Source organism: Nautilia sp. PV-1 (genome assembly GCF_004006315.1).
In the GTDB taxonomy this organism is placed as follows: Bacteria; Campylobacterota; Campylobacteria; order Campylobacterales; family Nautiliaceae; genus Nautilia; species Nautilia profundicola_A.
The window spans coordinates 213,302-237,805 of record NZ_CP026530.1 but is presented as its reverse complement, the minus strand read 5'-3'; the positions used below and the strand labels follow the sequence as shown (position 1 = coordinate 237,805).

23 protein-coding genes are annotated in these 24,504 nt (G+C 34.7%); 4 read left to right on the top strand and 19 right to left on the bottom strand.

The genetic code is table 11. The features are described from left to right. Positions 1-40: 40 nt before the first annotated feature. From C3L23_RS01315 to pyrG, 6 genes are read right to left on the bottom strand one after another with little or no spacing between them, the layout of a single operon-like run. On the bottom strand, positions 41-2,164 hold the full coding sequence (locus C3L23_RS01315) for an EAL domain-containing protein (protein WP_127679361.1): 2,124 nt from the start codon (positions 2,162-2,164) through the stop codon (positions 41-43). Then, positions 2,161-3,081, bottom strand: coding sequence for a cytochrome-c peroxidase (locus C3L23_RS01310; RefSeq protein ID WP_127679360.1), 921 nt, complete (start codon positions 3,079-3,081; stop codon positions 2,161-2,163). Before C3L23_RS01310 ends, C3L23_RS01315 begins: the two co-directional genes overlap by 4 nt. Before the next feature lie 46 nt (positions 3,082-3,127). Then, on the bottom strand, positions 3,128-3,841 hold the full coding sequence (locus C3L23_RS01305; RefSeq protein ID WP_127679359.1) for a tRNA (5-methylaminomethyl-2-thiouridine)(34)-methyltransferase MnmD: 714 nt from the start codon (positions 3,839-3,841) through the stop codon (positions 3,128-3,130). A gap of 58 nt (positions 3,842-3,899) precedes the next feature. Beyond that, positions 3,900-4,361 carry a Crp/Fnr family transcriptional regulator gene (locus tag C3L23_RS01300; RefSeq protein WP_127679358.1) on the bottom strand — a complete coding sequence of 154 codons (462 nt, stop codon included), beginning with the start codon at positions 4,359-4,361 and terminating at the stop codon, positions 3,900-3,902. After that, positions 4,358-5,905 (bottom strand): single-stranded-DNA-specific exonuclease RecJ, encoded by a 1,548-nt coding sequence (gene recJ, locus C3L23_RS01295; protein WP_127679357.1) that lies wholly within the window; start codon positions 5,903-5,905, stop codon positions 4,358-4,360. The genes C3L23_RS01300 and recJ overlap by 4 nt, the downstream gene beginning before the upstream one ends. Before the next feature lie 3 nt (positions 5,906-5,908). Continuing rightward, positions 5,909-7,546, bottom strand: coding sequence for a glutamine hydrolyzing CTP synthase (gene pyrG, locus C3L23_RS01290; protein WP_127679356.1), 1,638 nt, complete (start codon positions 7,544-7,546; stop codon positions 5,909-5,911). Positions 7,547-7,705: 159 nt separating this feature from the next. On the opposite strand from pyrG, the gene rpsU reads away from it, so the two are divergent. Continuing rightward, positions 7,706-7,918 carry a 30S ribosomal protein S21 gene (rpsU, locus tag C3L23_RS01285; protein WP_012663671.1) on the top strand — a complete coding sequence of 71 codons (213 nt, stop codon included), beginning with the start codon at positions 7,706-7,708 and terminating at the stop codon, positions 7,916-7,918. A 94-nt stretch (positions 7,919-8,012) separates the two neighbouring features. Here the strand turns inward: rpsU and tsaD are convergent, their stop codons facing one another. Further along, complete coding sequence (gene tsaD, locus C3L23_RS01280; protein ID WP_127679355.1) at positions 8,013-8,996, bottom strand: tRNA (adenosine(37)-N6)-threonylcarbamoyltransferase complex transferase subunit TsaD; 984 nt, start codon at positions 8,994-8,996, stop codon at positions 8,013-8,015. 101 nt (positions 8,997-9,097) lie between these two features. Here tsaD and C3L23_RS01275 point away from each other — a divergent pair, with 101 nt between their 5' ends. Next, positions 9,098-9,763: a response regulator transcription factor gene (locus C3L23_RS01275; RefSeq protein ID WP_127679354.1), complete on the top strand. Its 666-nt coding sequence runs from the start codon at positions 9,098-9,100 to the stop codon at positions 9,761-9,763. Further along, positions 9,756-10,919: a cell wall metabolism sensor histidine kinase WalK gene (locus C3L23_RS01270; RefSeq protein ID WP_246831078.1), complete on the top strand. Its 1,164-nt coding sequence runs from the start codon at positions 9,756-9,758 to the stop codon at positions 10,917-10,919. Before C3L23_RS01275 ends, C3L23_RS01270 begins: the two co-directional genes overlap by 8 nt. Here the strand turns inward: C3L23_RS01270 and C3L23_RS01265 are convergent. The 3 genes from C3L23_RS01265 to C3L23_RS01255 are packed head-to-tail and all read right to left on the bottom strand — an operon-like array spanning position 10,907 to position 13,309. Then, positions 10,907-11,260: a diacylglycerol kinase gene (locus C3L23_RS01265; protein WP_127679353.1), complete on the bottom strand. Its 354-nt coding sequence runs from the start codon at positions 11,258-11,260 to the stop codon at positions 10,907-10,909. The two genes, C3L23_RS01270 and C3L23_RS01265, sit on opposite strands and share 13 nt — an antisense overlap. Next, on the bottom strand, positions 11,257-12,867 hold the full coding sequence (locus tag C3L23_RS01260; RefSeq protein WP_127679352.1) for a phosphoethanolamine transferase: 1,611 nt from the start codon (positions 12,865-12,867) through the stop codon (positions 11,257-11,259). The genes C3L23_RS01265 and C3L23_RS01260 overlap by 4 nt, the downstream gene beginning before the upstream one ends. Further along, positions 12,857-13,309 (bottom strand): lipopolysaccharide assembly protein LapB, encoded by a 453-nt coding sequence (locus C3L23_RS01255; RefSeq protein ID WP_127679351.1) that lies wholly within the window; start codon positions 13,307-13,309, stop codon positions 12,857-12,859. The genes C3L23_RS01260 and C3L23_RS01255 overlap by 11 nt, the downstream gene beginning before the upstream one ends. 141 nt (positions 13,310-13,450) lie before the next feature. Between C3L23_RS01255 and C3L23_RS01250 the strand changes: the two genes are divergently transcribed. Further along, the gene (locus tag C3L23_RS01250; protein ID WP_127679350.1) at positions 13,451-14,383 is read left to right on the top strand and encodes a magnesium transporter CorA family protein; all 933 of its coding nucleotides are present in this window, start codon (positions 13,451-13,453) and stop codon (positions 14,381-14,383) included. Here the strand turns inward: C3L23_RS01250 and C3L23_RS01245 are convergent. From C3L23_RS01245 to C3L23_RS01205, 9 genes are all read right to left on the bottom strand, one after another. Then, a complete protein-coding gene (locus C3L23_RS01245; RefSeq protein WP_127679349.1) occupies positions 14,380-15,285 on the bottom strand; it encodes a CheB methylesterase domain-containing protein in 906 nt (301 codons plus the stop codon). The genes C3L23_RS01250 and C3L23_RS01245 overlap by 4 nt on opposite strands. Then, positions 15,257-16,090 (bottom strand): protein-glutamate O-methyltransferase CheR, encoded by an 834-nt coding sequence (locus C3L23_RS01240; protein WP_127679348.1) that lies wholly within the window; start codon positions 16,088-16,090, stop codon positions 15,257-15,259. The genes C3L23_RS01245 and C3L23_RS01240 overlap by 29 nt, the downstream gene beginning before the upstream one ends. Beyond that, positions 16,077-16,601, bottom strand: coding sequence for a hypothetical protein (locus tag C3L23_RS01235; RefSeq protein ID WP_127679347.1), 525 nt, complete (start codon positions 16,599-16,601; stop codon positions 16,077-16,079). The genes C3L23_RS01240 and C3L23_RS01235 overlap by 14 nt, the downstream gene beginning before the upstream one ends. Continuing rightward, positions 16,601-17,824 (bottom strand): chemotaxis protein CheW, encoded by a 1,224-nt coding sequence (locus tag C3L23_RS01230; protein ID WP_127679346.1) that lies wholly within the window; start codon positions 17,822-17,824, stop codon positions 16,601-16,603. Before C3L23_RS01230 ends, C3L23_RS01235 begins: the two co-directional genes overlap by 1 nt. After that, the gene (locus C3L23_RS01225; protein WP_127679345.1) at positions 17,821-19,689 is read right to left on the bottom strand and encodes a methyl-accepting chemotaxis protein; all 1,869 of its coding nucleotides are present in this window, start codon (positions 19,687-19,689) and stop codon (positions 17,821-17,823) included. The genes C3L23_RS01230 and C3L23_RS01225 overlap by 4 nt, the downstream gene beginning before the upstream one ends. 181 nt (positions 19,690-19,870) lie before the next feature. Beyond that, positions 19,871-21,511, bottom strand: coding sequence for a chloride channel protein (locus tag C3L23_RS01220; protein ID WP_246831077.1), 1,641 nt, complete (start codon positions 21,509-21,511; stop codon positions 19,871-19,873). 398 nt (positions 21,512-21,909) lie between these two features. After that, positions 21,910-22,863 (bottom strand): thiamine pyrophosphate-dependent enzyme, encoded by a 954-nt coding sequence (locus C3L23_RS01215; RefSeq protein ID WP_127679343.1) that lies wholly within the window; start codon positions 22,861-22,863, stop codon positions 21,910-21,912. A gap of 9 nt (positions 22,864-22,872) precedes the next feature. Beyond that, entirely contained in the window at positions 22,873-24,090 is a 1,218-nt protein-coding gene (locus tag C3L23_RS01210) for a 2-oxoacid:ferredoxin oxidoreductase subunit alpha (protein ID WP_127679342.1), read from the bottom strand. Between the two features lie 10 nt (positions 24,091-24,100). Beyond that, positions 24,101-24,502 (bottom strand): 4Fe-4S dicluster domain-containing protein, encoded by a 402-nt coding sequence (locus C3L23_RS01205; RefSeq protein ID WP_127679341.1) that lies wholly within the window; start codon positions 24,500-24,502, stop codon positions 24,101-24,103. Between the last annotated feature and the right edge of the window lie 2 nt (positions 24,503-24,504).

Here is a 24,504-nt window from a genome sequence, read left to right as displayed (position 1 = left end):
TGTAAGATTTATGTCAAATTTTACATAAAACTTGTAAAAATTATGTAAAACAATACGGTTTAGGCTTATAAAAATAGTATCCCTGACAATAATTTATATGTAGTTTTTTTACTAAATTGTAAATTTCTTCGTTTTCTACAAATTCCGCTATCGTTTTAATACCTGTTTCTTTCGCAAAATCGTTTATTACTTTTACTATTTTATAAGCATTCGGATTAACGGCCAGCTGTTTTATTAAAGAACCGTCTATTTTTATATAATCAACGTTTAAATTAATTAAATGCTCAAAATTTGAATAACCGCTTCCGAAATCGTCAATTGCTATTTTAGACCCGTAATATTTCACCCTTCGAAGAAATTTTTCTATTTCCTGGTAATCTTTAATCGCTTCACTTTCCAGTATTTCAAAAGTAGCCCTTTTTGCAAGAGATCTGTTTTTCAGATAAAGATAATACATATGTCTTACTATACTAGTATCTAATATATCTTCAATAGAAATGTTAATACTGAAATCAATTTCTTCTTTTTTAATAACCCTTTCATATGTTTTTTTCATTATTATTTTTGTAATATCGCCGTAAAGCTTATTGTCTTTGGCAATCTGAAGATAAGGATATATGGACTGAGGCTCGCCGTTTATTATTATTCTTGCAAGTACTTCGTATTTAGTTATCTCTTTGGTATAAGTATCCACTATAGGCTGAAAAAACGGTTCAATTCTGTTTTCTTTAATAGCCTGATATAATATTTTGCTTTTTTCAATATTCTGCTGTATCTCTTTTTTGGCATTCATGTTTTCCGAATAAAACATTATTTTTTTTCTTAAAGATTTTTTTATGTATTTAAGAGCGATATCCGCATTTTCAAGAAGAGGCTCCACTGTACTTATACCTATACTTACGGAAATGTTAAGTTTAATATTTTCTATTTCCAATTCGTTGCTGTCAAAATATTTGACTATTTTTCTCGCCAGGGTTTTTATATTAGGATAATATTCATAATCGTACAAAATACCGAAATCGTCGGCTCCAAGTCTGTAAAGCTGGGCATTCAGATTTTCCGGAAGTATGTTTTGTATGACAACGGCCACTTTTTTTAACAGCTCGTCTCCCACCTTTGAACCGTAATAGTCGTTTATATGTTTAAACCTGTCAATGTTTACGAGTATTAATACCGGGTTTTTTAATTTTTTTACGTCACTGTCAAATTTGTTTCTGTTGTAAAGACCTGTAAGCTTATCGGTTATATAAGATATGTTAAGTCTTCTGTTTAAAACTTCAAGTTTTTCATAGTCCATATGGAGTTTTGACATTAAAAACACAACGGTAAATACCGCTATCAATACAAAAGCAATAAGAAGCATAGAAACTATCTTAATAATAACTATTTTATTGTTTACCCTCTCAAGATGCTCTTCGTGTATCTGCTCCAAAAGTTTGGCCGCCCTGTTATCCGTAATAGATTTTAATACATCCGTATATCTGTTGAAATAATCTACGAACACTCTTAAATTAGCCACCAGAACTTTATTAAACTGCCTGAAATGGGGATTTTGAGTTTTGTAATTTCTAAAAAAATCAAAATCGAGATTTTTAATAAAATCCTTATCAAGACTGCTTCTCGCCAAAAATACGGAAGAAACCACGCTTATCATTTTCTGAGCGTAAAGGTTATTGCTTTTAAAAGCATTTTGCAAACGCTGGTATTTCATTCTTTCTCTGCTTATTTTTGGAAGTCTGTCCAACAGATCGGCAAGATACATTATAGAATTTTTAATAGGAGAATTCAGTGTTTCGAATTCATATACTTTTTCTATTTTTTTATCAATAAGTTTTTTATATTTCAGCATCTGCCGATAAAGATATGGGTATTGGTGTTTGAAATATTGATTGGATAAAAGCTTATTAATACACTCCTGAAGCTTATCCGTCGCTTTTATGATTTTATCGTTATTCGTATACATATAAATACTGGTAACAAGTACTTCGTAACGAAGCTGAAGTTCGGCGTTTTTAATATTGCTGAACTGTTTTTGTATTTTATTGTTTTCCAAAAAATAATACTGGGTATACCTGTCGAATTTATATAATAGCCCTACTATAACAACGCCTATAAATATTATAATGTAAAGTTTTATTTTATAACTCAGACTGGCTTTTTTCATTTCTCTTCTCTCATAATTGCAGGAGTTTTGCCGGTAAGTGTTTTTAGAAAAATCACAATCTTTTCGGCATCGCTTTTGGAAAGTTTAAATCCCAGATTATGATATGCCATAATCTGTACCGCTTCATATAAGCTATATGTCCTTGCATCGTGAAAATAAGGTGCGGTTAATGCAATATTTCTCAAAGTAGGAACTTTATACACACATTTGTCCAAAGAATTATGGGTAACGGAATACCTGTCTTTTGTGCAGTCTTTTATAGGAAAAATAACACCCATTTTCTGAAAAGAGTTGCCGCCTATGTTAATCCCGTTATGACACGTAATACAGCCGTATTTTTTAAATAGAATGTAACCTTCCTCTTCTTTTTTGGTAAGTTTTGCTTTTCCTTTCAAATAAAGATCGAATTTACAATCCGGGGTAATTAAAGCTTTTTCAAATTCGGCTATGGCGTCGGCATACATTCCGAATGTTATTTTATCCGTATGATATGCTTTTTTAAACAGCTTTTTATAATATTCGGAAGAATTTAATATTTCAATAACGCCTTTTTTACTAATACCCATTTCGTGAGTATTTTCAACAGGCCCTTTAATCTGGTCCTTAAGATTTTTCGCCCTGCCGTTCCAAAACTGTCTGAAATTAAATCCGGCATTTAAAACGGTCGGAGACTGTATATCCCCTTTTCTTCCGTAAGATCCTATAGAAACCTTTCTTTTGTCCGCCCAGCCCTGAGCCGGATTGTGACAGCTTGCACAGCTTATTTTTTTATCAAGGGAAAATTCCGTATCAAAAAAAAGAAGTTTTCCGAGTTCCGCTTTTGCTTTATCGTATTTTACGGTTTCGGGGATGGTTTCTATTAAACCCTGCGCATATAAAAATATAAAATTTATTAATAAAAACAGTATAAAACGCATTTATTTTATCCTTTCCCTGTAATAACTAAATCCACCCCCTTTTTATTTAATAAGTTCTACATTCTACTCTTTTAAGTTTTTCCTCAAAGTTTACTTTAGGAAAATCAAGTTCTTTATATGACGCGATAGTGCCTTTTCTTATATTATTATAAGGATGAGTATAAATTTTCATACCCAGTTTATAAAAAGCGCATCTTACCGGCGTTGCAACGCTGTATGTGGTAATTATACCACTTTTGTTTAAAATATTCGAAATATCCCTGAAATATTCCATACTCCAAAGCTCCCCGTTTACTTTAGGAGAAAACGCATCCTGATAAACTATATGTATATTTTCAAGTTTTTTGATGTATTCTCTTGCGTCACCGGCAAACACTTCTATTTCAACATCGGAAGATTTATAATAAAAATTTTCACTGAGTTCATTGATTACACTCAATAAATTTTTAAATTCTTCCGGGTATTTGAAGTTTTTTAAAGATTTGACAAGATCAGCATCGAGTTCGGGAGAAAAAATTTTCAGCTTAACGTTTTTGGGTTTGTGAAGCACGGCTGTGAGAGTATTGTATCCCAGACCGAAACAGATATCTAGTATTCTGATTTCATCTCCGTAATAATCAAACCGCTCTGCCGCTTTAAATCCCGGAAGAACATGTTTATAAAGACTTTCCGTATAAGCTCCCTCGCTTGAATGGTAGCATTCGTTATATTTTTCGCTTTTTAACGTAATACTGCCGTCTTTAGTCAATACTTCTTTCAACTCTTATATTTTCCTTTCACTTTCATCCTTCTTCCTTTACCCTTCATCCTTCCTTCCGTCAGTCATTTTCAACAACCTCAACAAAAGCATTAAAAAGGGTTATTACATCACTGTCGGCCTTTCTTAAATGTTTAGAAATATCATAAGCTACAACCCATAAAAGTTTAATTGCTATTGTAGGCTTTTCATCCATCATATTTATAAAATCGTTATGTGTAATCTGAAGAATATCACAGTCCGTTTTTGCTTTAATGGTAGAAGTCACCAGCCCTCTGTCAATCAGATTAACCTCTCCGAAAAACTCATCGCCTCCGGCTTTAATATCAGTAATAATATAGTCGTCTTTATAAATAGTTTCTTTTATTACGGAAACTTCTCCGCTTTGCAGTAAAAAAGCACTGTCGGAATATTCGCCCTCTTTAACTATAAAATCACCCGCTTTTACCTTTTTTTGCTGAAAATAAGGAAGTATTTCTTCAACCTCGCTGTCGTTTAAAGCCTTGAAAATGGAATGTTTCATAATATCTCCTCTATCATTAGTTGCACGCTTCTTCCGTAATAGCTGTTTTCGTTTACGCTGAATTTAAACTTTATAAATTCGTCAAACTCTCCGTCATATCTGAAAATAACGGCAGGTAAAACAATATCGTCCTGAGAAAGAATAAGCTTAAAATGATTCTCTTTAAGGTTTTGAATATGTTCTATTTTAGCCGCCGCCGTAAATTTTGGTTTTGGATTTCCCTCTCCGTACGGTTCAAACGATTTAAGTATATCCAAAAGCTCTATATCTATTTCACTAAAAGGAAGTTCGCCCAAAACATAGTCTTCAATAAAAAAATCCTCATCTGAATATTTTACTATTTTTTCGTTTACAGCCTGTTTGAAAAGTGTGAAATTATCCTCTTTTAATGAAAGACCGCATGCCATTTTATGTCCGCCGAAACCTTCAAGAATTTCGCTGCATTCATTTACAAGGGCAAAAATATCTATATTTCCGAGACTCCTGCCGCTTCCTTTAAGCATTCCGTCTTTTTTACTTAAAACAATTGCCGGTTTTTTATATTTATATACCAGTCTGCTGGCGATTATTCCCACCACTCCCTCGTGATAATCGCCCTTTACGACAATAAAACTTTCATTATCCACATCTATGGATTCGACTGCTTCTTTTTCCGTCTCTTTTCTTAAATTATTCAGTCCGTCCAGCTCCATAAGCAGATCAAAAGCCCTGTTTTCATCTGTGCTTGTTAAAAATTCATAAGCCGTGTTTGCATGCGCCATTCTTCCCGCCGCATTTAATCTAGGAGCTATCTGAAAAGCTATATCCTCACTCGAAAAATCCTTGTTAAAAAACCTTTTTAAAGCTTTTGAAAAAGGTTTTAATGCGCCGTTTAGCCTTTTTAATCCCATATTCACCAGAGTTCTGTTCATATGTGTAAGAGGCATTACGTCCGCTATTATGGCAATACACAGAATATCGAGATATTCCCTCAAATCTATTTTGACTTTAAGCGAATTCTTAACAGCCGCACAAAGATACCATGCCACTTCCGCCCCGCATATTTCTTTGAAAGGAAAATCCGGAGAGGTTTTTGGGTTTACTACTGCATACGCATCGGGAAGTTTAAACTTAGAATCGCTTTTTTTCTCATTTATCAAAGGCGTATGGTGATCGGTTATAATTAAATCTATATCTCTTTCTTTACAGATTTCAGCAGCTTCAAAACTGGTAATTCCGTTATCGACGGTAATGATCAGATCCGCTTCAATTCTTTCAAGCAGTTTGGGAGTAAGTCCGTATCCGTCCTCAAACCTGTCGGGTATAACGATTTCAGCGCTATATTCTAAAAAATCAAAAAAAAGTTTCATAATTGCGCTGCTGCTGACTCCGTCTACGTCATAATCGCCCACTATGACAATTTTTTCATTGTTTTTTATAGCTTTGATTATTCTTTCGGCGGCTTTATCGATATCTGAAAGAAGTGAATAATGTGGAAGGTTTGAAGAGCTGAGCTCTTCGATTCGGTTTGAGAGTATCTGTTTTATTTTTTCTTTTGTGAGCATTAATCAGCAGCTTCTTTGACATTTATAGGCATTCTCTACAAATGACATAATAACCTTGTTAGGTGATTTTAGTTTATTGGTAAATTCAGGATGGAACTGAACGGCTACAAACCAAGGGTGTTCTTTAAGTTCAACCGCTTCTACCAGACCTTCAACGCTTTTACCGCTTACTATCATACCTTTTTCTTTAAGAGCGTCCTCATACGCACCGTTTACTTCGTATCTGTGTCTGTGTCTTTCGATTACTTTATCCGTTTTGTAAGCATCGTAAAGTTTAGTCCCCTCTTTTACAAAGCACTCATATCCTCCGAGTCTCATTGTCCCGCCAAGAGGAGATTTATGGGTTCTTAGCTGTTTTTGTCCGCTTGCATCGATAAATTCGTCTATCAGATAAACGACAGGTTCCGGAGTGTCCGGATCAAACTCCTGAGAGTTTGCATATTCAAGTCCCAATACGTTTCTTGCGAATTCTATTACCGCAAGCTGCATTCCAAGACATATACCAAGGTAAGGGATTTTGTTTTCACGTGCGTATTTTATGGCTTTAAGTTTTCCTTCTACTCCTCTTTCCCCAAAACCTCCTGCAACCAAAACACCGCTTACTTCGTTAAACAGCTCATCCATTTTTTCATCGTCCATTTTTTCAAGGTTTTCACTGTCAACCCATTCTATATCCACTCTCATATCAAGATGGGCACCGCTGTGGATAAGCGCTTCGATTAATGATTTGTATGATTCTTTTAACTGAAGGTATTTTCCGACAAAAGCTATTTTTACGCTTTTTTGAGGTGAAATTATTTTTTTGACTATAAAGTTCCATTCGGTCATATCAGGATGAAGCTCCCCTAAATCAAGCTGTTTAGAAATAGGCGTCAATATATCCTGATTTAAAAAGTTCAAAGGCACCTGATAAACCGTCGGAGCGTCAACCGCTTCTATAACGGCGTCTCTTTCTATGTCACAGCTGTCGGCAAGTTTTTCTTTAAGGGCTTTCGGCAGGGGCTTTTCCGTTCTGCACACAAGCATATGAGGCGTGATACCTATACGTCTGAGTTCCTGAACGCTGTGCTGTGTAGGTTTTGTTTTAAGCTCTCCGGCTGCTTTTATATAAGGTATTAAAGTCACATGCACAAACATTGCGTTTGTTTTGCCGACTTCATGTTTAAGCTGTCTTACAGCTTCTAAAAACGGAAGACCTTCAATATCCCCTATCGTTCCCCCGAGTTCCACAACCACAATATCAACGTCTTTTGCGACTTCTTTTATTCTTCTTTTGATTTCGTCCGTAATATGAGGAATTATCTGTACCGTTTTTCCTAAATAATCCCCTCTTCTTTCTTTTTCAATTACGCTTAAATATATCTGTCCGGTTGTAAAATTGTTCTTTTTACCGAGATTCGTATTTAAAAATCTCTCATAATTTCCGATATCAAGATCCGTCTCAGCACCGTCTTCGGTTACAAAAACCTCTCCGTGCTCAAAAGGACTCATTGTTCCCGGATCAACGTTTATATAAGGGTCTATTTTTACCATAGATACTTTAAAACCGCTGTGCTGAAGCAGCGTGGCAATAGAAGCTGAAGTAATACCTTTCCCGAGTGAACTCAAAACTCCGCCGGTTACAAAAATATATTTGCTCATTTAGCACCTTTTTAATTGGAATTATAACATTTTACCCTTTTACAATCTATATTTTACTCTTTCCGTTTAAAAAGGAATTTATAAAATTGTTATATTTTTTATTTTTTAAAAATTTTGGTAAAATTTCATTCACAAAAAAAACGAAAGGTGGTGAGAGCAGTGCCAGGAATCGTAGTACATCAAGGCGAAGATTTCGAATCTGCTTACAGAAAGTTCAAAAGACAGGTTGACAGAAACCTGATCGTAGTAGAACTTAGAAAAAGAAGATTCTACGAGCCGCCGAGCGAAAGACGTAAAAAAGAAAAAATCGCGACTCGTAAAAAAATCCTTAGAAAACTTTGGATGCTTAGAAGATACGAAAGCAGATTATAATTTCTGCTTTCCTTTTTTGCTTTATAATTAAGTGACAGACACTTTATCTAACAGCAAAACAGCCGGATTTGAAACTGTTTTGTATTTTAAACATTTATTCGCATTTTTCAAACTCAACTCTCGGAATTATCTTTATTTTTTTATAATCCGTAAACATTCCTTTGTTATACATCTCAACTGCAGCCCTTGCTATCATGGCCGCATTGTCGGAAGTAAACTTCATTTCCGGATATAACAGTTTAAAACCGAATTTTTTTGACAATTTTTCAAACTCTTCTCTTAATTTCAAATTGGCGCTGGCGCCCCCGACTATCGCAAAATTGAAAGGTCTGTATTTTTTAACGGCCCTTTTGCTCATAAAAACAAGATGTTCAATAGCTTTGGCCTGAAAAGAGGCCGCAATATCCTCAGACTTATACCTGCCCGTTTCAATGGCAAGTCTTACGGCGTTTTTAATACCGGAATAACTAAACGCAATCTCGGGAGAGTTTTTAAGAGGCAGAGGAAGTCCTACAGTTTCAGCGCCTTTTTCGGCAAGCTTTTCTATTACCGGCCCTCCGGGATAACCTAGTCCCAGCATTTTAGCGACTTTATCAAAACTCTCCCCGAAACTGTCATCCATCGTGCTGGCAATTTCGCATACGTCGTCAATCCCGTTAAAATTCAGTATTTTAGTATGTCCTCCGCTGACAAGAAGCACCATCATGGGTTTTATTTCATCTTTTTCAATAAAAAGAGAATAGATATGGCCTATTAAATGGTTTACGCCTATCAAAGATATATTTAAAGATATACTTAAAGCCTTTGCCATCATTACGCCTTCTTGAAGGGTAACGGAAAGACCTGGTGCATTAGTCACGGCAACGGCTTTTAGTTTCGGGAAAAACTCTTTTGTTCTGGAAAGTATTTCCGGAAGGGCTTTCGCGTGAAGCCTGCTGGCAAGCTCCGGCACCACTCCTCCGTATACCGAATGTTCGAGCTCCTGGGATATTTTTTTATGAAAAAGAAGTTTTTTCGTTTTTATTTCCATTACAGCCAAAGAGGTGTCGTCACAGCTGCTTTCAATTGCCAAAATCATATATTTCCTTTAAATTTTACAAATATTAAATTTTTTAACCAAATTTTAACATTTTTGTATTAAACTTTGTATAATATTAGTATAGCAACAAAGGAGATCCCATGAAAATACTACTAATAGAAGATGACGAAAAAATAGTAAAATTCATTCAGGCCGGATTTAGAAAAGTCGGGTATAGAATAGATATAGCAACAGACGGTGAAGAAGGCCTTTATATGGCGCAAAACAACAATTACGACGTATTAATTGTAGACTGGATGCTTCCTAAAATCAGCGGAATAGAACTGCTTAAAGAGCTTAAAAAAGAAAAAAACACGCCGGCTCTTATTTTAACTGCAAAAAGGGATATTGAAGATAAAGTTGAAGGTTTAAGCGTAGCTGACGACTACCTTACTAAACCTTTCGAATTTGAAGAACTGATAGCAAGGGTAAAAGCGCTTTACAGAAGAAGCAATAACCTAAACGATAATATTATAAGAGTGGCTGATTTAGAGTTAAATCCTGAAACAAAAGAAGTAAGAAGAGCCGGAAAGCTTATAGAACTTACTGCAAAACAGTTCGAACTTTTAAAATATCTTATGATTAACAAAAACAAAATAGTAAATACGGATATGATCCAAAGTAACTTATGGGAAATGGACGATGAAATAAATTCAAACGTAATTAACGTATATATTTCACATCTTAGAAAAAAAATAGACAAAGATTTCGACAAAAAACTTATTAAAACATACAGAGGCATGGGATTCAAACTAAGCGATGAATAATCTCAGAAACACTCTTTTTATACAGTTTGCGATTGTAGTTTTTTTAATAATCGCAATATTCGAAGGAGCTTTAATCTTCTTCCTTATCAGCTCTTTTAATATGCATTTAAAAGACAAACTCGTAATAATCGCTACAGAAATTTCAAACGAACAGTTTAATAAAACCACTCTTCTAAGAATACAGCATAAATACAAGGTTTATCCGCTTTTTATAAGAATAATCAATAAAACAAACCCTTTTATAATGCAAAAAGACAAAAAAAACATAGAAGGCTTTATAACCAAAAAAATAGACACACCTACCGGTAAAGAAACACTTTTAATATACAACTACATAAAAAACGGCAAAATTATTCAGGTTTCCACCGTAATATCCGGTAACGACGACAAAATACAGATCGTAAAAACCATTTCACTAGCAGTATCGCTTTTTATTTATCTGATAGTGCTGCTCATCGGATATAAATTTATCGATAAAGTGGCAAATAATATAGAAGAGTCTTTCAGAAGGCTTAAAATATTCAATTCGAACGTTTCTCATGAGCTGAAAACGCCTCTGACGATAATGAAAGGCGAAATAGAAGTCGCCCTTATGAACAACGAATGCGACGAAGAGCTTTTAAAGTCACTGCTTAACGAAATAAACTACATAAATGAAATTACTGACAAACTGCTGTTTTTAACTAAAAAAGACGCTCTAAACAAACAGAACTTCGAAAATATAGATTTAGAAGACATTATTCTTGAGCTTTTTGAAAAATACACCAAAAAAGTTTCTATTGACCTTAATATAAAAGAGGATGAAGAATACTATTTAAAAGGCGACAAAACGCTTCTAATGATAGCTATATCCAATCTGATAGAAAACTCCATTAAATACGGAGCCACTAAAATAAACATTACTCTGAAAAAAGAGAAAAATAAAATAATTCTTAAAATAAAAGACAACGGAATAGGAATACCTAAAGAAAAACTTCCGTTTATATTCGATGAATTCTACAGGGTTGATGAAAGCAGAAACAAAAAAGTAAAAGGTTTCGGACTCGGACTTTCAATCGTAAAATCGATTATCAACCTTCACAACGGAAAAATAAAATTAAACAGCGACGGAAAAAACGGAGTAGAGGCTATTATAGAGTTTTTCTACCAAAAATAAACAATTACACAGATCCATACCAGTACGCTGAAAAATATAGAAATCATCACAGCGGCTGCCGCCGCGTCTTTAGCGTATTTGGCAAGTTCATGATATTCGCTTGTAACCATGTCTACAACTCTTTCTATCGCGGAATTCAAAAGTTCCACTATCAAAGGAACAAGCATCCCCGATATAAGTATTATTTTAGCCCATACGGGATACGGCAGAAAAACGGCCACAACAGATAAAACTGCAAAAAAAATTATTTCTAGTTTAAAAGAGGTTTCTTTTTTAAAAACCTCTGCAAACCCTTCCCTTGCGTATTTAAAATTTTTAAAAAAACTGTATTTAGGTTTCATTTTTTAATCCTGCATTTATAAAATATATCCATCTTAGGATTATACACTTTTGTTTTTACATCCAAAAGCCCCAAAAGGGTGCTGAATAGATTATCCTGGGTATATGCGTCTTTTGCTATCTTTTTAACGCAGCTGACGTTTATATCGAAATTTTTACCGAACCAAGCCACACTTGCAGGATGCTTCTGAACGTCCGGCGCTATAAAATAAGGCATACCGTGCAGATATATTCCGTTTTCACCGAGACTTTCACCGTGATCGGACATATAATACATGGCAACCCTGTATTTGCCTTCGTTTTTCTTTAAGAATTTTATTACCTCATCCAAGAAATGATCCGTATATAAAATGGTATTGTCATATGCGTTTACGACTTCTTCTCTTTTACAGTCCTGAAGCTGGTTTGTTTTGCATATAGGTTTGAATTTTTCAAAACTTTTCGGATATCTTTTATAATACGCCGGTCCGTGGGAGCCTTTTGTATGCAGCACTATAAATACCGGTTTTGAATTATTCAGATCGTTAATCCACTTCTGAAGTTTGTAAAGCAACACGTCATCAACACAGTTTCCGTCTTTACAGTAAGGTTTTATATTCGCATTGTTGTAATCTTCATAATTTTTAATTCTGCTGGCCACTCCTTTGGAGCCGGAATCGTTATCCCTCCATAATACATTCACGCCAGCTCTGTTTATTATGTCTATTACGGAATCCGTATGTTTGGCAAGCTTATCGGAATAATCGCTTCTGTTATACGGTGAAAACATACACGGCACGCTAACCGCAGTTTCGGTACCGCACGAATGAACGTCTGGAAAATCTATAAGGTCTTTTATTTTTTCAAGGTTTGGATTCGTATCTCTTTTATATCCGTTTAATGAAAAATGGTCATACCTCGCCGCTTCTCCGAGTACGAATATAACAAGTTTCGGTTTACCTTTTTCCTCTACTTTTGCATCCATACCTATATGTTTGAACTTCATCGGTTTTGTGAAATATTTCTCGTCAATGTATTTTCCTAGAGAATATATGTAATAAGTAGGGTTGGTATACATTCTCAGTGTTTTGTGGCTTCTAAAAAAAGACACCCAGTATTTTGAAAACATAAGATACAACACCGGTACAAGCAGTATGTTAAAAGCAACAAGTTTAAGTCTTGAAATAATCTCTTTTTTAATCCCCCTGTTTTTTATTTTGACTTTATATACAAAAAGCGAAGGAAGCACCCCTAAAAACAAAATATATGCAAACAGTGTGAAATTAAGCAAATCCTTAACCTCATTCGTATCTGTTTCAAAGATATTTTGAATCATTTTATCGTTAATAATAGTGCCGTAAGCCTGCATGTAATATGCCGCCGCCGAAGAAACCAGAAACAGCACAATCAAAAAAGGTTTAATAATATAACGGTTTGAAATTAAAATCAATAGAGTTGAAATAACGACAAATAAAAGCCCTCCTAGCCCCAGCATAAACAAAACGTTATGAAAGGCCTCATACGACTTTTTAAAAAACACGAAATTCTCAAACAGAACAAAAAACAGCGAAGAGAGAATAATAAGCTGTGTCTGTGTAAGCTCGATATTAAATTTGAATTTAAATTTCATTCAATACCTTTAATTTAGTTGTAATCTGAGCATCCTGCGGATGTTTTTTTAATAAAGAGGTTAAAATCTCTTTTACTTTAACCCTGTCGGATTTCATATACGAATTTGCAAGGTATATATTTCCAAGATAATTACTAGGTGAAATTTCAACAATCTTTTCCGCGGTTTTTCTCAAATTTAAAAAATCTTTTTTAAAATTATACACTCTTGCCATAATTAAAAGAGCTTCTTTTTTGTTAGGACACAATTCATATGCTTTTCTCGCCGTTTCAAGACTTTTTTCTATATTTTTATTCAAAGCTAATTTATTGGCCTGATTTATTAAATTTTTATATTCAGTTTTTTTATTATATTCGATTACTCTGTTTTCCGGTTTTACCTGATATGCAAAACTTATATTAAAAGATATAAACGTTATTACAAAAAAATATCTTAATTTCATTTTTTTCCTTTTTTGTGATTATATTTAAGAGCGGTTAAATATAAGTTAACTTTTTTTTGTATAATTACAAAACATTTCAGGTTGTAGAGGCGATGTAACACAAATTATATCTCCTCTGCAACCTCCTAAAGGAGGTGCGCTATGTTTATCTTCACCGACAAACTCCAGCAGACTGAAAAAATAATTATCAACAACGACAGACAGATTATTTTTTCAACGGTTGACAACAAAGATATTATCAACTGGCTTAAAACCCATTCGTTTCCGGAAAGTTTTATAGAAGATATTCAGAGCGAAGACCAGTCTATTACATACGAAGAGGCAGATGAGTTTAAATTTCTTGTATTAAAATACATCAAATTCGACGAAGAGGAAAACCTCCTTTATGACGATTCAAACGTAGTATTTATTATTACCGAAAACAAACTTTTCATTTTAGCCGAAGAAAGAGACATTATAGTAGAACTGGCTAAAAAATTCGCCAAAAGAAGACATAAGTATAAAAATTTCGAATATCTTTTATACCAGATTGCCGATATTCTAGTTGACAATACAATTTTGATAATTGACGTAATAGACGAAGCCCTGGAAAACTTGGAAGATTCTATTTTCCACGAAAACATAGAAGAGGACGAACTTCAAAAAGACATATACTATGCCAGACGTACTTTAAACAGAATCACCAAAGTCTCTATACACGAGAAAGACGTTTTAAACAGAATGTACCACAGATTCGATTCGAATATAAAAGAAGATCTGAAATACGAATTCATCGACTTAAACGAACACCTTAAATATCTGATCGACGAATCAAAAACCCTTCTTGACAGAACAGGTTATTTGCTAAACCTGCATATGGGTATTCTGTCTACTAAAATGAATAAAGCAATGCAGCGCCTAGCCGCAATTTCACTTATTTTCCTTCCTTTGACGTTCGTGGTTGGAAATTACGGAATGAACTTTGAATATATGCCGGAACTGCACTGGAAATACGGGTATCTGATGACGTGGATCGTAAATATCACAATAGCCGGAAGCATATACTGGTGGCTTAAAAAGAAAAAATGGATTTAATGTTCTCCAAATTTTAATATCTCTTTTACAATATCTGGAAAATCCAATATTTTACAGGCTCCGCCTCTTTCTTTTGCGGCTTTCGGCATTCCGTATACCGCCGCCGTTTTTTCCGATTCGGCTATAGTATAAGCTCCCGCTTTTTTTAAAGCGACTAGCCCGTCCGCACCGTCATCGCCTATGCCTGTCAGCACTACTGCCATTATATCTTTCGGATTCATTACTTCAAGAGCGGAAAAAAACATTTCATCTACACTTGGCACAAAAAATTTGTTTTTGGAATTAGGGGCATGTTTGCAGTAAACTATCCCGTCTTTATTTCTGAAATGCAAATGCCATCCTCCTTTGGCGATAATAAAATACCCTTTTACAACCGGCTGGGTATTATCCGATTCGACAACGTTTAATTTTGACACCGAATTCAACCTTGAAGCAAACTTAGACGTAAAATTAGCGGGCATATGCTGAACCACGCACACCGGATAAGGATAATCCTCAGGCAAAGACCTTGCTATTGTCTCAATAAGCCCGGGACCTCCCGTTGAAGAACCTATAAGCACATATTTTTCAGCCCCTTTTATTATTTCAGGTATTTTTTTTCTTTTCTGTCTGATACCAAGTTTTTTTTCTATTAAATTTAAAAGATTCTGTTTAAACTCTTCTGATATAAAATCGGGTTTTTCAATACAGTCTTCGCATTCTCCGCCTATAAGCACAACTTTATTTAAAAATTTTTTATATTCATCCCCGTAGTCTTTATCAAAAATAATTAAATCATATTTTTTTAAATCTATTTCTTTGTTTTTATTTGTATCAACCTCAAACCTGTTTTCCAAAAACTTTTTAAGAGTAAGCCTGAAAACGGCGGAAGGACTAACTATCAGCAGTTTTTTTGTAAACAAAACTGTCTCCTATCTTCATACTTTTAAACAAAACTATATCACTTGGCACTCTTTCCGCGTGTCCTAAAAAAAGATATCCGTCGTTTTTTAATATATTGTAAAATGTGGCCAAAACTTCTCTTTTTGATTTTTCATCAAAATATATAAGCATATTCCTGCTGAAAATCACATCAAACATTCCTAGTTTTTTCATTTGATATTTATCCATTATGTTAACTATTTTGAAATTAACCGCTTTTTTTAGAAAATCTTTCACCTTATAAAGATTCCCTGTTTTTACAAAATATTTTTCTATAAGTTCCGGAGGAAGTTTATGCACGCTTCTGGCTGAATATATTCCTGCTTTCGCTTTAGCTATCGCATCTGAATCGACATCAATGCCTAAAAGCATAAAATCCCTTTTTTTAATAAGCTCTCCTTCTTCCATAAGCATAATCGCTATCGAATAAAGCTCCTCTCCGCTGGAAACGGGTGCGCATAATATATTGATTATCTCATTGGCCGGTCTTTTTATATGCAGCTCCGGCAAGACATGCTTTACCAACGTATCAAACTGATATTTTTCCCTAAAAAAATAAGTTTCGTTAACCATAAAAACATTAATCAGATCCTGCTTTAAAAAAGAGCTCTTTTTTAATACAAGGTCTTTATAAAACTCCTCGAAATCACTATAACCTTTCTCTTTTAAAAGTTTCAGCAGTTTTCTTTTATATATTGTCTGCATTTTCGAGTCGTCAACATATATGCCTATTTCATTATTAAGATAATTTCTCAATTTTTTTAACTGATAATCACTTATTTCCAAGTTTTTCCTTTAATTTTTTGGCATATTCCTCATCATAAATTTCAAAAAACTCCACGGCTTTTTTTATAACCTCCTCATCCTGTTCACCGCTTAATTTTTCTTTTAAATATTTTACACAGCCGGGAAATTTCTTAAGAATTTCTACCGCTTCGGTTTTCAATCCCCTTTCATACATTTTTTTTGCGAATTCTTCATTGTTACAGCTTTTTATATAGTCTATAACTATTTTTTTTAAGATCCTGTCAGACCTTTTTACTATTTTTATCAATAAATCCAAATCCTCCTCTCTTTTAAGACAGGGAAGGTTAAAAAAAAGATATGCCAAAATATTCTTTTTGGTATCTATCTGCTTTAACACGTTTTTAAGCAGAAAATAATACTCTTTATGGTTTATCATATAATCGACAGCTTCGTAAGTGTCTTTGTCGTCTTTAAAGTTTTCTATATAAATTCTTGCTTCGTCAAACTCTTTGAATCTGAATATTTTATCTTCTTCAAAACCCTTAAACATTAGAGATCCTTAGGCCAGCTTATATTAATAAGAGGGATCATTTCTTTGTCTTTAAGCACCATTCCTCCGATAATACCGTCGTTGTCATTGCTTAAAAGAATGTTTTCTTTTTTTACGTAAATGATATCATCGATACCGTCTACCAAAATGGCTTTTAAATGTTTTTCGTCTTTTATAACTATAATTTTGGAATCGTCCGTTATTTCAGGTTTTTTATTTAAAACTTTTTCAAAACTTAATATAAAAGTTGCGCCTTCTTTTGTGGTAATTATACCTTTTACATGAGGATTGTCATTTGCAAAATTAAGACTTGCCTCGTTATATTCGCTGATATCGGCAACACTGCTCATTCTTATCGCAAATCTTTCTCCACAGATATTAAGCAGTAAAACTTCAATTTTTTCATCAAATTTTTTGACTTTGTCTTTTTTAACAACCGCTCCGAATTTGTCAATCAGCTTTTTTAAATAATTTTTTGAAAAAATTTTAACTTCCTGAGATTTAAAAAGAAAATATTTTTCAAAAACATCATCACGGACCAGCGTGATTTCATCTTTATCTATCAAATGCACATCTATTATATTTCCAATGGGACATGCAAGCACTTTTTCATCTTCAAGAATTAGAATGTTTCTTTTTTCACACTCTTTGTATATTTTTTCCCCTGAAACCAGTTTTACAAGCATACCGTTTACAACTACGCTATCGTTTTCATAGTCTTCGATTTTTTTAACTACCGAAGTATCAATCCCCAGTATTTCCCCGCCGCATTCATAAAGCAGAAAACTCTCTTTGTTGACATCTTTTTTTCGTTCTTTGTTTTCGGTTCTGTTTTTAAAAGTGGGAATATTATAATCGTCTAAAAATTCGAGATTTAAATTGCCTATAAGTTTTCCGTTTTCTTCAAACACTTCAACCAGAAAATTCTCTTTTTTATCCAATTCGTCTATTTTAATTATTTCATCAATCAATATTGCATATTCCCTGTTGTTAAAAACAATGGCTACAGCCGTATCTTCTTTTTTTCCGTCATCTATATGCCACGCTTTTTTCAGTGAAATCAATGGATATACGTAATTGTTGTAATTTACAATACCCTCCACAAAAGAAGGAAGAAAATCAAGCCGTATTATATTTTCAACTTCAAAAAAATGCTTAACCCTGCTCATTTCAATGGCAAAAAACTTATCGGCAACCCTAAACTCAAGTGCCGCTACTTTCATAACTCACTCTTTACCATATTTAATGAAATTTCTTTTAGTTTATTTATAATCGCGCTCATTTCTTTTGAAATATTTAAAATAATATTCGCTGCCTCTTTGGATTCGCTTGCGTTGTTTTTCGATATTTCCGCAGCTTCCACCGTCTGTTTGGCCGCAAGCTGAATCTGTTCGAGCGCAATGTTCATTTCATCTATCGAGGTTTTTAATTTTTCCGTTTTGTGCATAACTCCTTCTAGCATATTAAGACTGTTGTCGAATTCGTTTGTAGTTTCTTTAAGTTTATTGCTTTCATTTTCAAGAATTAAAAATATATTGTTAATTTCAACAAGTATTTTGTCGTTTTCCTCATTTACTTCATCAATAATATCTATTACTTTATCCAGATTTTCTTCCGAAGTATCGGCAAGATTTCTGATATCGTGGCTGACTTCGCTGAATCCTTCCCCGCCTTCGCCTATTCTTACAGCTTCCACGGCTCCGTTGATGGAAAGGGCACCTATCTGTACAATTGAAAGTTCTATCTTTCTTATCGCATTATTAAGTTTTCTGATTTTGGATTTGATTTCGTTAATTTTGGCTTTTTGCTCGTTTGACGATAATATGTTCTCGGCCGATTCATCCTTCATTCTGATCAAAGTTTTGGATATATCGTTAAATTTTTCTTTAATGCTCAAAAAGCCATTATAAATTTCTTCCATAAAGTCTTTGGCTTTAGCTATATAATTTACGCAGTTACCTGCAATATCCTGTGCTTTATTGGCATCGTTTTTTGAAATTTCGGCAGCTTCCTCTATCTGGGAAAGAGCCTCGACTATCTCTCTCATTGAATCTTCAAGCTGTGCCACACTGTAGCTGAGTTCTTCGCTTGCAGTCGCCAGTTCGTTTTGAAAATTGTCTTTTTTTAAAATTTCCTTTAAGATTTCAGCTGCTTTTTGAGACTCGTTAAAAGCATTTACCTGAGAAGCAATAGTGTTTGTAACTTCACTGACGGCGCTTGCGCTCTCTTCAGCCGCAGCGGCTATTGTTTCGCTTGCCTGATGAAGATCTTCTATTTCGTCGACGGTTAATTTAATATTTTCAATAAGTTTCTCGGCATCCGCCACTATTTTTTCAATAATATTTCCGATTTCCCTCATTTCCGCGGCAAGTTTTAAAGATTCTTGTGAAAATTTTTCTATATCTTCTTTAATCTTTCCCATATCGTTATTTGCATTATGTATTTTTTCCTGAATGTCGTTAACAAGAATACTGATTTTTTCGGCATATACATTTGATTTTTTTGCCATTGCCCTGATTTCGCTCGCCATTACGGTAAAACTTCTTCCGCTCTGCCCCGCGCGTGCAGCTTCAATCGCCGCATTTAATGCCAGAAGACCCGTTTTTTTGGATAATTTAGTTATAAGTTCTACTGCATCGTTTATCTGTTTACTGGCATCTAAAAGTTTTTTGGCTTTTAACGAAATTTCTTCAGCTTTTTGAGAAGTGTTTTTTAAGCTTTCGCTGGCTTCTTCAAAAGAATCTATCGAACTGTTAAGCAAATCTTTAAAATCCAGTATCGTTTCAACCGTATTTTGAACTTCGACCTCTAAATATTTGGAATTTTGCTTAATCTCCGTAATAGCACTTAACGTCTCCTCTGCGGCTCCGGCACTTTCCTCGGCAGCCGCCGCTATCTGTTCCATAGTGCCTTTCAGTTCTTCAATTGCAGCCAGACCTTCAGCGGTTTTTGTATGTAATTTTTCAGACAAATTTTCCAAATCGCTTTCCATGATTTCAAACTCTTGATGAAAATTTTCATTGTTGGATACTTCTTGCGGCAGTGTTTCGTTATTTATTTCTTTTTCCTCTAAAGAAACAAATCCCATTTACAGCTCCTTTGAGTAATTTAAGAAGCTGAATTTGTAATTTTGATTAAAAAATTCACAAATACCTTAATAAAAACTACTTACAAAAACAACTTCTTATAATAATCTTATCAAAAAAAATATAAAAAAAAGTGAAGGAAACGTTAGTTTAATTTGAAGATATTTCAAAAATAAACACCTCTTATTGAATACTCTCTTCCTGTATTCTGAGTTTGGCAAAAGTCTGTGAAAGAGGAATAAATTCGTTTTTAATTACGTCTATAGTTTCTTTTTTACCTATCAAAAGAACTTCATCGCCTTCTTTAATGGAGGTAATTACGGAGTTATGAAGCCATCTTCCGTTTCTGAACACATACAGAATTTCCGCACCTCTGTATTTTTTGAAAAGATCCCCTTCGTTTAATTTAACTTCTTTTGTAAATGTTCCGAAAAACACGTATTTATTGTCGCCTACTTCAACCGCTTCGCCTTTTTCCAAAAGACTTATGATATCTTCCCTTTGAACGACGGCTTTTTTCAGATTTAATATTTTAGAATGGCAGATTAAAATATCTCTTATTTTGTCCATCTGATATGAAATCGAATACTCTTTATTTAACAGCTGAGCTTCATACAGTGAAATATATTTTGGCTGTATTATTCTTGCAAGCATATTATGCACTATATACGCACTCAAAACACCAAGAGTAGTCGGAGCTAAAAGACTGTACCCTCCGGTCATTTCCACAACCATAATAATAGTCGCAAGAGGCGTTCTGGCTGCCGCTCCAAATACGCTGGCCATTGCTATTATTACAAAAGCTGCAATCGGTGCATGCAGAAGATATCCAACAAACGCCCCTAGCATTGCTCCTATAAACAGAGACGGAGCAAACACCCCTCCGCTGCCCCCGCTTCCGACTGTAAACGAAAAAGCAAGAATTTTGGCAATTAGCAAAAACAGAACAAAATATCCAAGCATATTTCCGTTTATACTCTCTTGTATAAACCCGTAACCGCCGCCTAAAACTTCAGGAAAATACAAAGCGATAATTCCCACAAGCAGTGCGCCTATTGCCGGTTTTACATGCGGTTTTACAGGTAATGATCTGAAAAAATCCCTCACACCGTAAAACACATTAGGAAGTATTAGTCCGATAGCTCCGCTTGCTATCCCCAGTATTACGATTTCAAGATACGTTTTAACTTCCGTAACCTGCACGTTCGGAACGTGAAAAATAGGCTCCCAACCAAATAAAAATCCGGTAATCGTATATGCTATCAATGGACCGAAAAGAAGATATATGAGCTCTCTAGTTTCGAATTCATTATCCGCATACAAAACTTCAATCGCAAAAATAGACGTGCCTAAAGGAGCTTTAAATACGGCACTAAGCCCGCTGGCCATACCGATAAGCACATATATCTGTCTTCTTTTCCATCCTACTTTTCTAAAATTCGAATATAAAGACCCTACCCCTGCGCTAAAAAGTGCAGTCGGTCCTTCTCTACCGGCACTTCCTCCCGTACCGATAGTAACAGCTGATGCTATTATTTTTACAGGAACAACCACTCCTCTTAAATATCCGCCTTGTCTGTGAAACGCTCTAATTACGGTATCTGTTCCGTGCCCTTCTGCTTCCGGCGCAAACGTATAAACCAAAAATCCGCTTATAAGCCCTCCGGTCACTATTACGATTAAGAGCATAACCGCGTTATATTCACCGTAATTTGTATAATTTGATAGTAATTTAATTGTATCCTGAGGAATATAACCGACTAAATAATCCAGAGAAAATTTGCTGATAAAATGAAGAAGCACAATAAAAATCTGAGCACACACCGAACCGATAATACCAATAATAAACGTATCTATGATTAAGGAATAATCTTTTTTAATTTTTTTTCCTTTAAATGAATTTTATGTTTTACAGTAGTTTTGACGAGCTGACAACTTATTTTTTATTATAAATCGAAAATTTTGAAAAGTAAACCGATATAAGTTATTTTAATACAAATTTTAAAAAATTCAATATTTTTTTAAGTCAAAGCATTTATAACGTACTATATTTAAATCAAAATCGGCTAAAAAACATTAATTTATATATTATTTAATTTTTTATCTATTTTATTAAAATATTAATATCCGTATTACCAATTTTCACTAAAACTGCTGAAAAAAACTGATAAAAACTCATAAGTGCCTGACACTTATATTTATAACAACAAAAAAAGAGAAGATTAAACTCCGGCTTCTTCTCTTCTTTGTAAATATTCCCAATATGCATCAACATTTTTTTGCCATTCTTCAATAATCCATTTGTTTTCCGGTTTAAACAGATGGCTAAATCTTCCCTGTCTGCTTAAATATTCTTCAATAGGAAGTTTGTTTTTAGGTCTGTATGTAATTGTTAATTTGTGACCGTCTTCAATTTCATATAGAGGGAATGCACAAGTTTCAACCGCAAGGTCCGCGATTTCAACAGTTTCTTCAGGTTTAAATTTCCACTCAGTTGTACAAGGGCTTAATGCATTAATAAATGTCGGCCCTACTGTACTAATTGCTTTTGCTGCTTTAGTTGCAAGGTCTTTCCAGTGTTTAGTACCAGGAATAGCAGTTGCAACATAAGGACATCCATGTGCGGCCATAATCATAGTTAAATCTTTTTTTCTCTGTTTTTCACCATAGCTTACTCTACCTCTAGGTGTCGTTGAGGTGTGTGCTCCTATTGGGGTAGAGCTACTTCTTTGACCACCAGTATTTGCATAGTTTTCATTATCCAAACACACATAAAGAAAATCGTGACCTCTTTCAGCTGCACCTGAAAGTGACTGGAATCCGATATCATAAGTACCGCCGTCACCACCGAATGCAACGAATTTTACTTTTCTGTCTTCGTTATAAAGTCTGTTTTTTCTGCTTAATGCACTGTACATAGCTTCAGCTCCGGAAATTGCAGCCGCAGCATTTTCAAATCCGATATGAAGCCAAGACACATCCCATGAAGTATAAGGATATATAGCCGTACAAACTTCAAGACATCCTGTCGCAGTAGAAACGACCAAATCATCATCAGTTGCATTTACAACTTCTCTTACTATCATACTATGCGCACATCCGGGACACAGTCTGTGTCCACCTTGAAATCTATCAGGAGTACATGCGAATTCTTTTAAAGTACCTATATTTTTCATAAAAACTCCTTAATTAAATGATAACTTAGGACCTCTAAGGTTTATGAAACCTTGTAAGTCAGTTACTCTTTTTCCAGCTTTTGCGTTTTCGTTTGTTTCGTTAATTACCTCTAAAATATGTTCAACTGTTGTATCTCTTCCGCCAAGACCGTAAATATAGTTAGTCATAATTGCATTTTGTCCGTTTGCAGCAAGCGCACCGGCAACTTCGTTGTAAAGAGCGCCTGTAGTACCCATAGGCATACTTCTGTCTAAAGCAGCAACTGCTTTTACATTTTTAAGTTTTTTAGCTACTTCGTTATAAGGGAAAGGTCTGAATACTCTCGGCATCACAAGACCAACTTTAATACCGTTTTCTCTTGCCCTGTCAACAGCAAGCATTGCAGTTTCATAAGCACTACCCATAACAACAAGGGCAATATCTGCATCTTCGATTTTATAACTTTCTACAAGATTGTGTTTTCTTCCTGTGAGTTCAGCAAATTCATTAAATACTTCCTCAATTACAGAAAAACTGTCCATTAAAGCTTTGTGCTGAGCAGCTTTATGTTCAAAATGCCACTCTTCCTCTGTCTGTGCACCGTAAGTTACAGGATTTGAAGTATCAAGCATAGGATTAAGAGCTTTATAATTTCCTACAAATTTTTGAGCTTCTTCATCCTGAAGTGGTTGAACCACCTGAGCCGTATGAGACACTAAAAACCCGTCCTGGTTAGTTGTAACAGGAAGTCTAACTCTACTGTCTTCAGCAATTTTAAATGCACATAAAGTCATATCATATGCTTCTTGAGGATTGTTAGCAATTAAATGAATCCATCCAGCATCTCTTCCAAGATATAAATCAGCATGGTCACCATGAATATTTAAAGGAGATGCTAATGCTCTATTAACCACTGTCATAACTATAGGGAGCCTCATACCGCTTGCCTGATATAAAACTTCTACCATTAAAGCATAACCCTGAGAAGACGTAGCAGTTGCAACTCTTCCACCGGCCGCTGCAGCACCGACACACGCACTCATAGCTGAATGTTCACTTTCAACCATTACGAATTCACCGTCTACATATCCGTCAGCTAAAAACTGAGCGTAATTTTGAACAATTGGTGTTGAAGGAGTAATCGGATAAGCAGCAACTACATCAACCTGAGCCTGGCGCAGGGCATGAGCAGCCGCCATATTACCGTCCCAAACTTCCTTTGCTTTTAATTCATATCTTTCAGCCATTATCTATCCTTTATTTATCTTTTTTAGGCCACTGTTTTAGAGCCTCTTCATTTTCAACATGTTCAGGGAACATTAAAAGCGATTTAATCGGTGTCGGGCAAACATCAACGCAAACACCGCATCCTTTACATAAATTATAATTAATACCTTTGATTTTAGCCTGTTTTTTACCTCTTTTATTTACAACTTCCTCTACTTCAAAGCAGCTGTCCGGACAAAATACCCAGCAAAAATCACAGTCTATACACAAATCTCTGTTAAATACAGGTTTTTCAACTCTCCAGTCAGCAACTTTATAGTTATATGAATGGAATTTACTTCTTTTTTTTGCTTCCGGATCTTCAAATGATGGTAATACCGCACCAAACTGAATCTGATCCCAAGTCGTTAACATTTCTTTAGGTGTTGCCATAA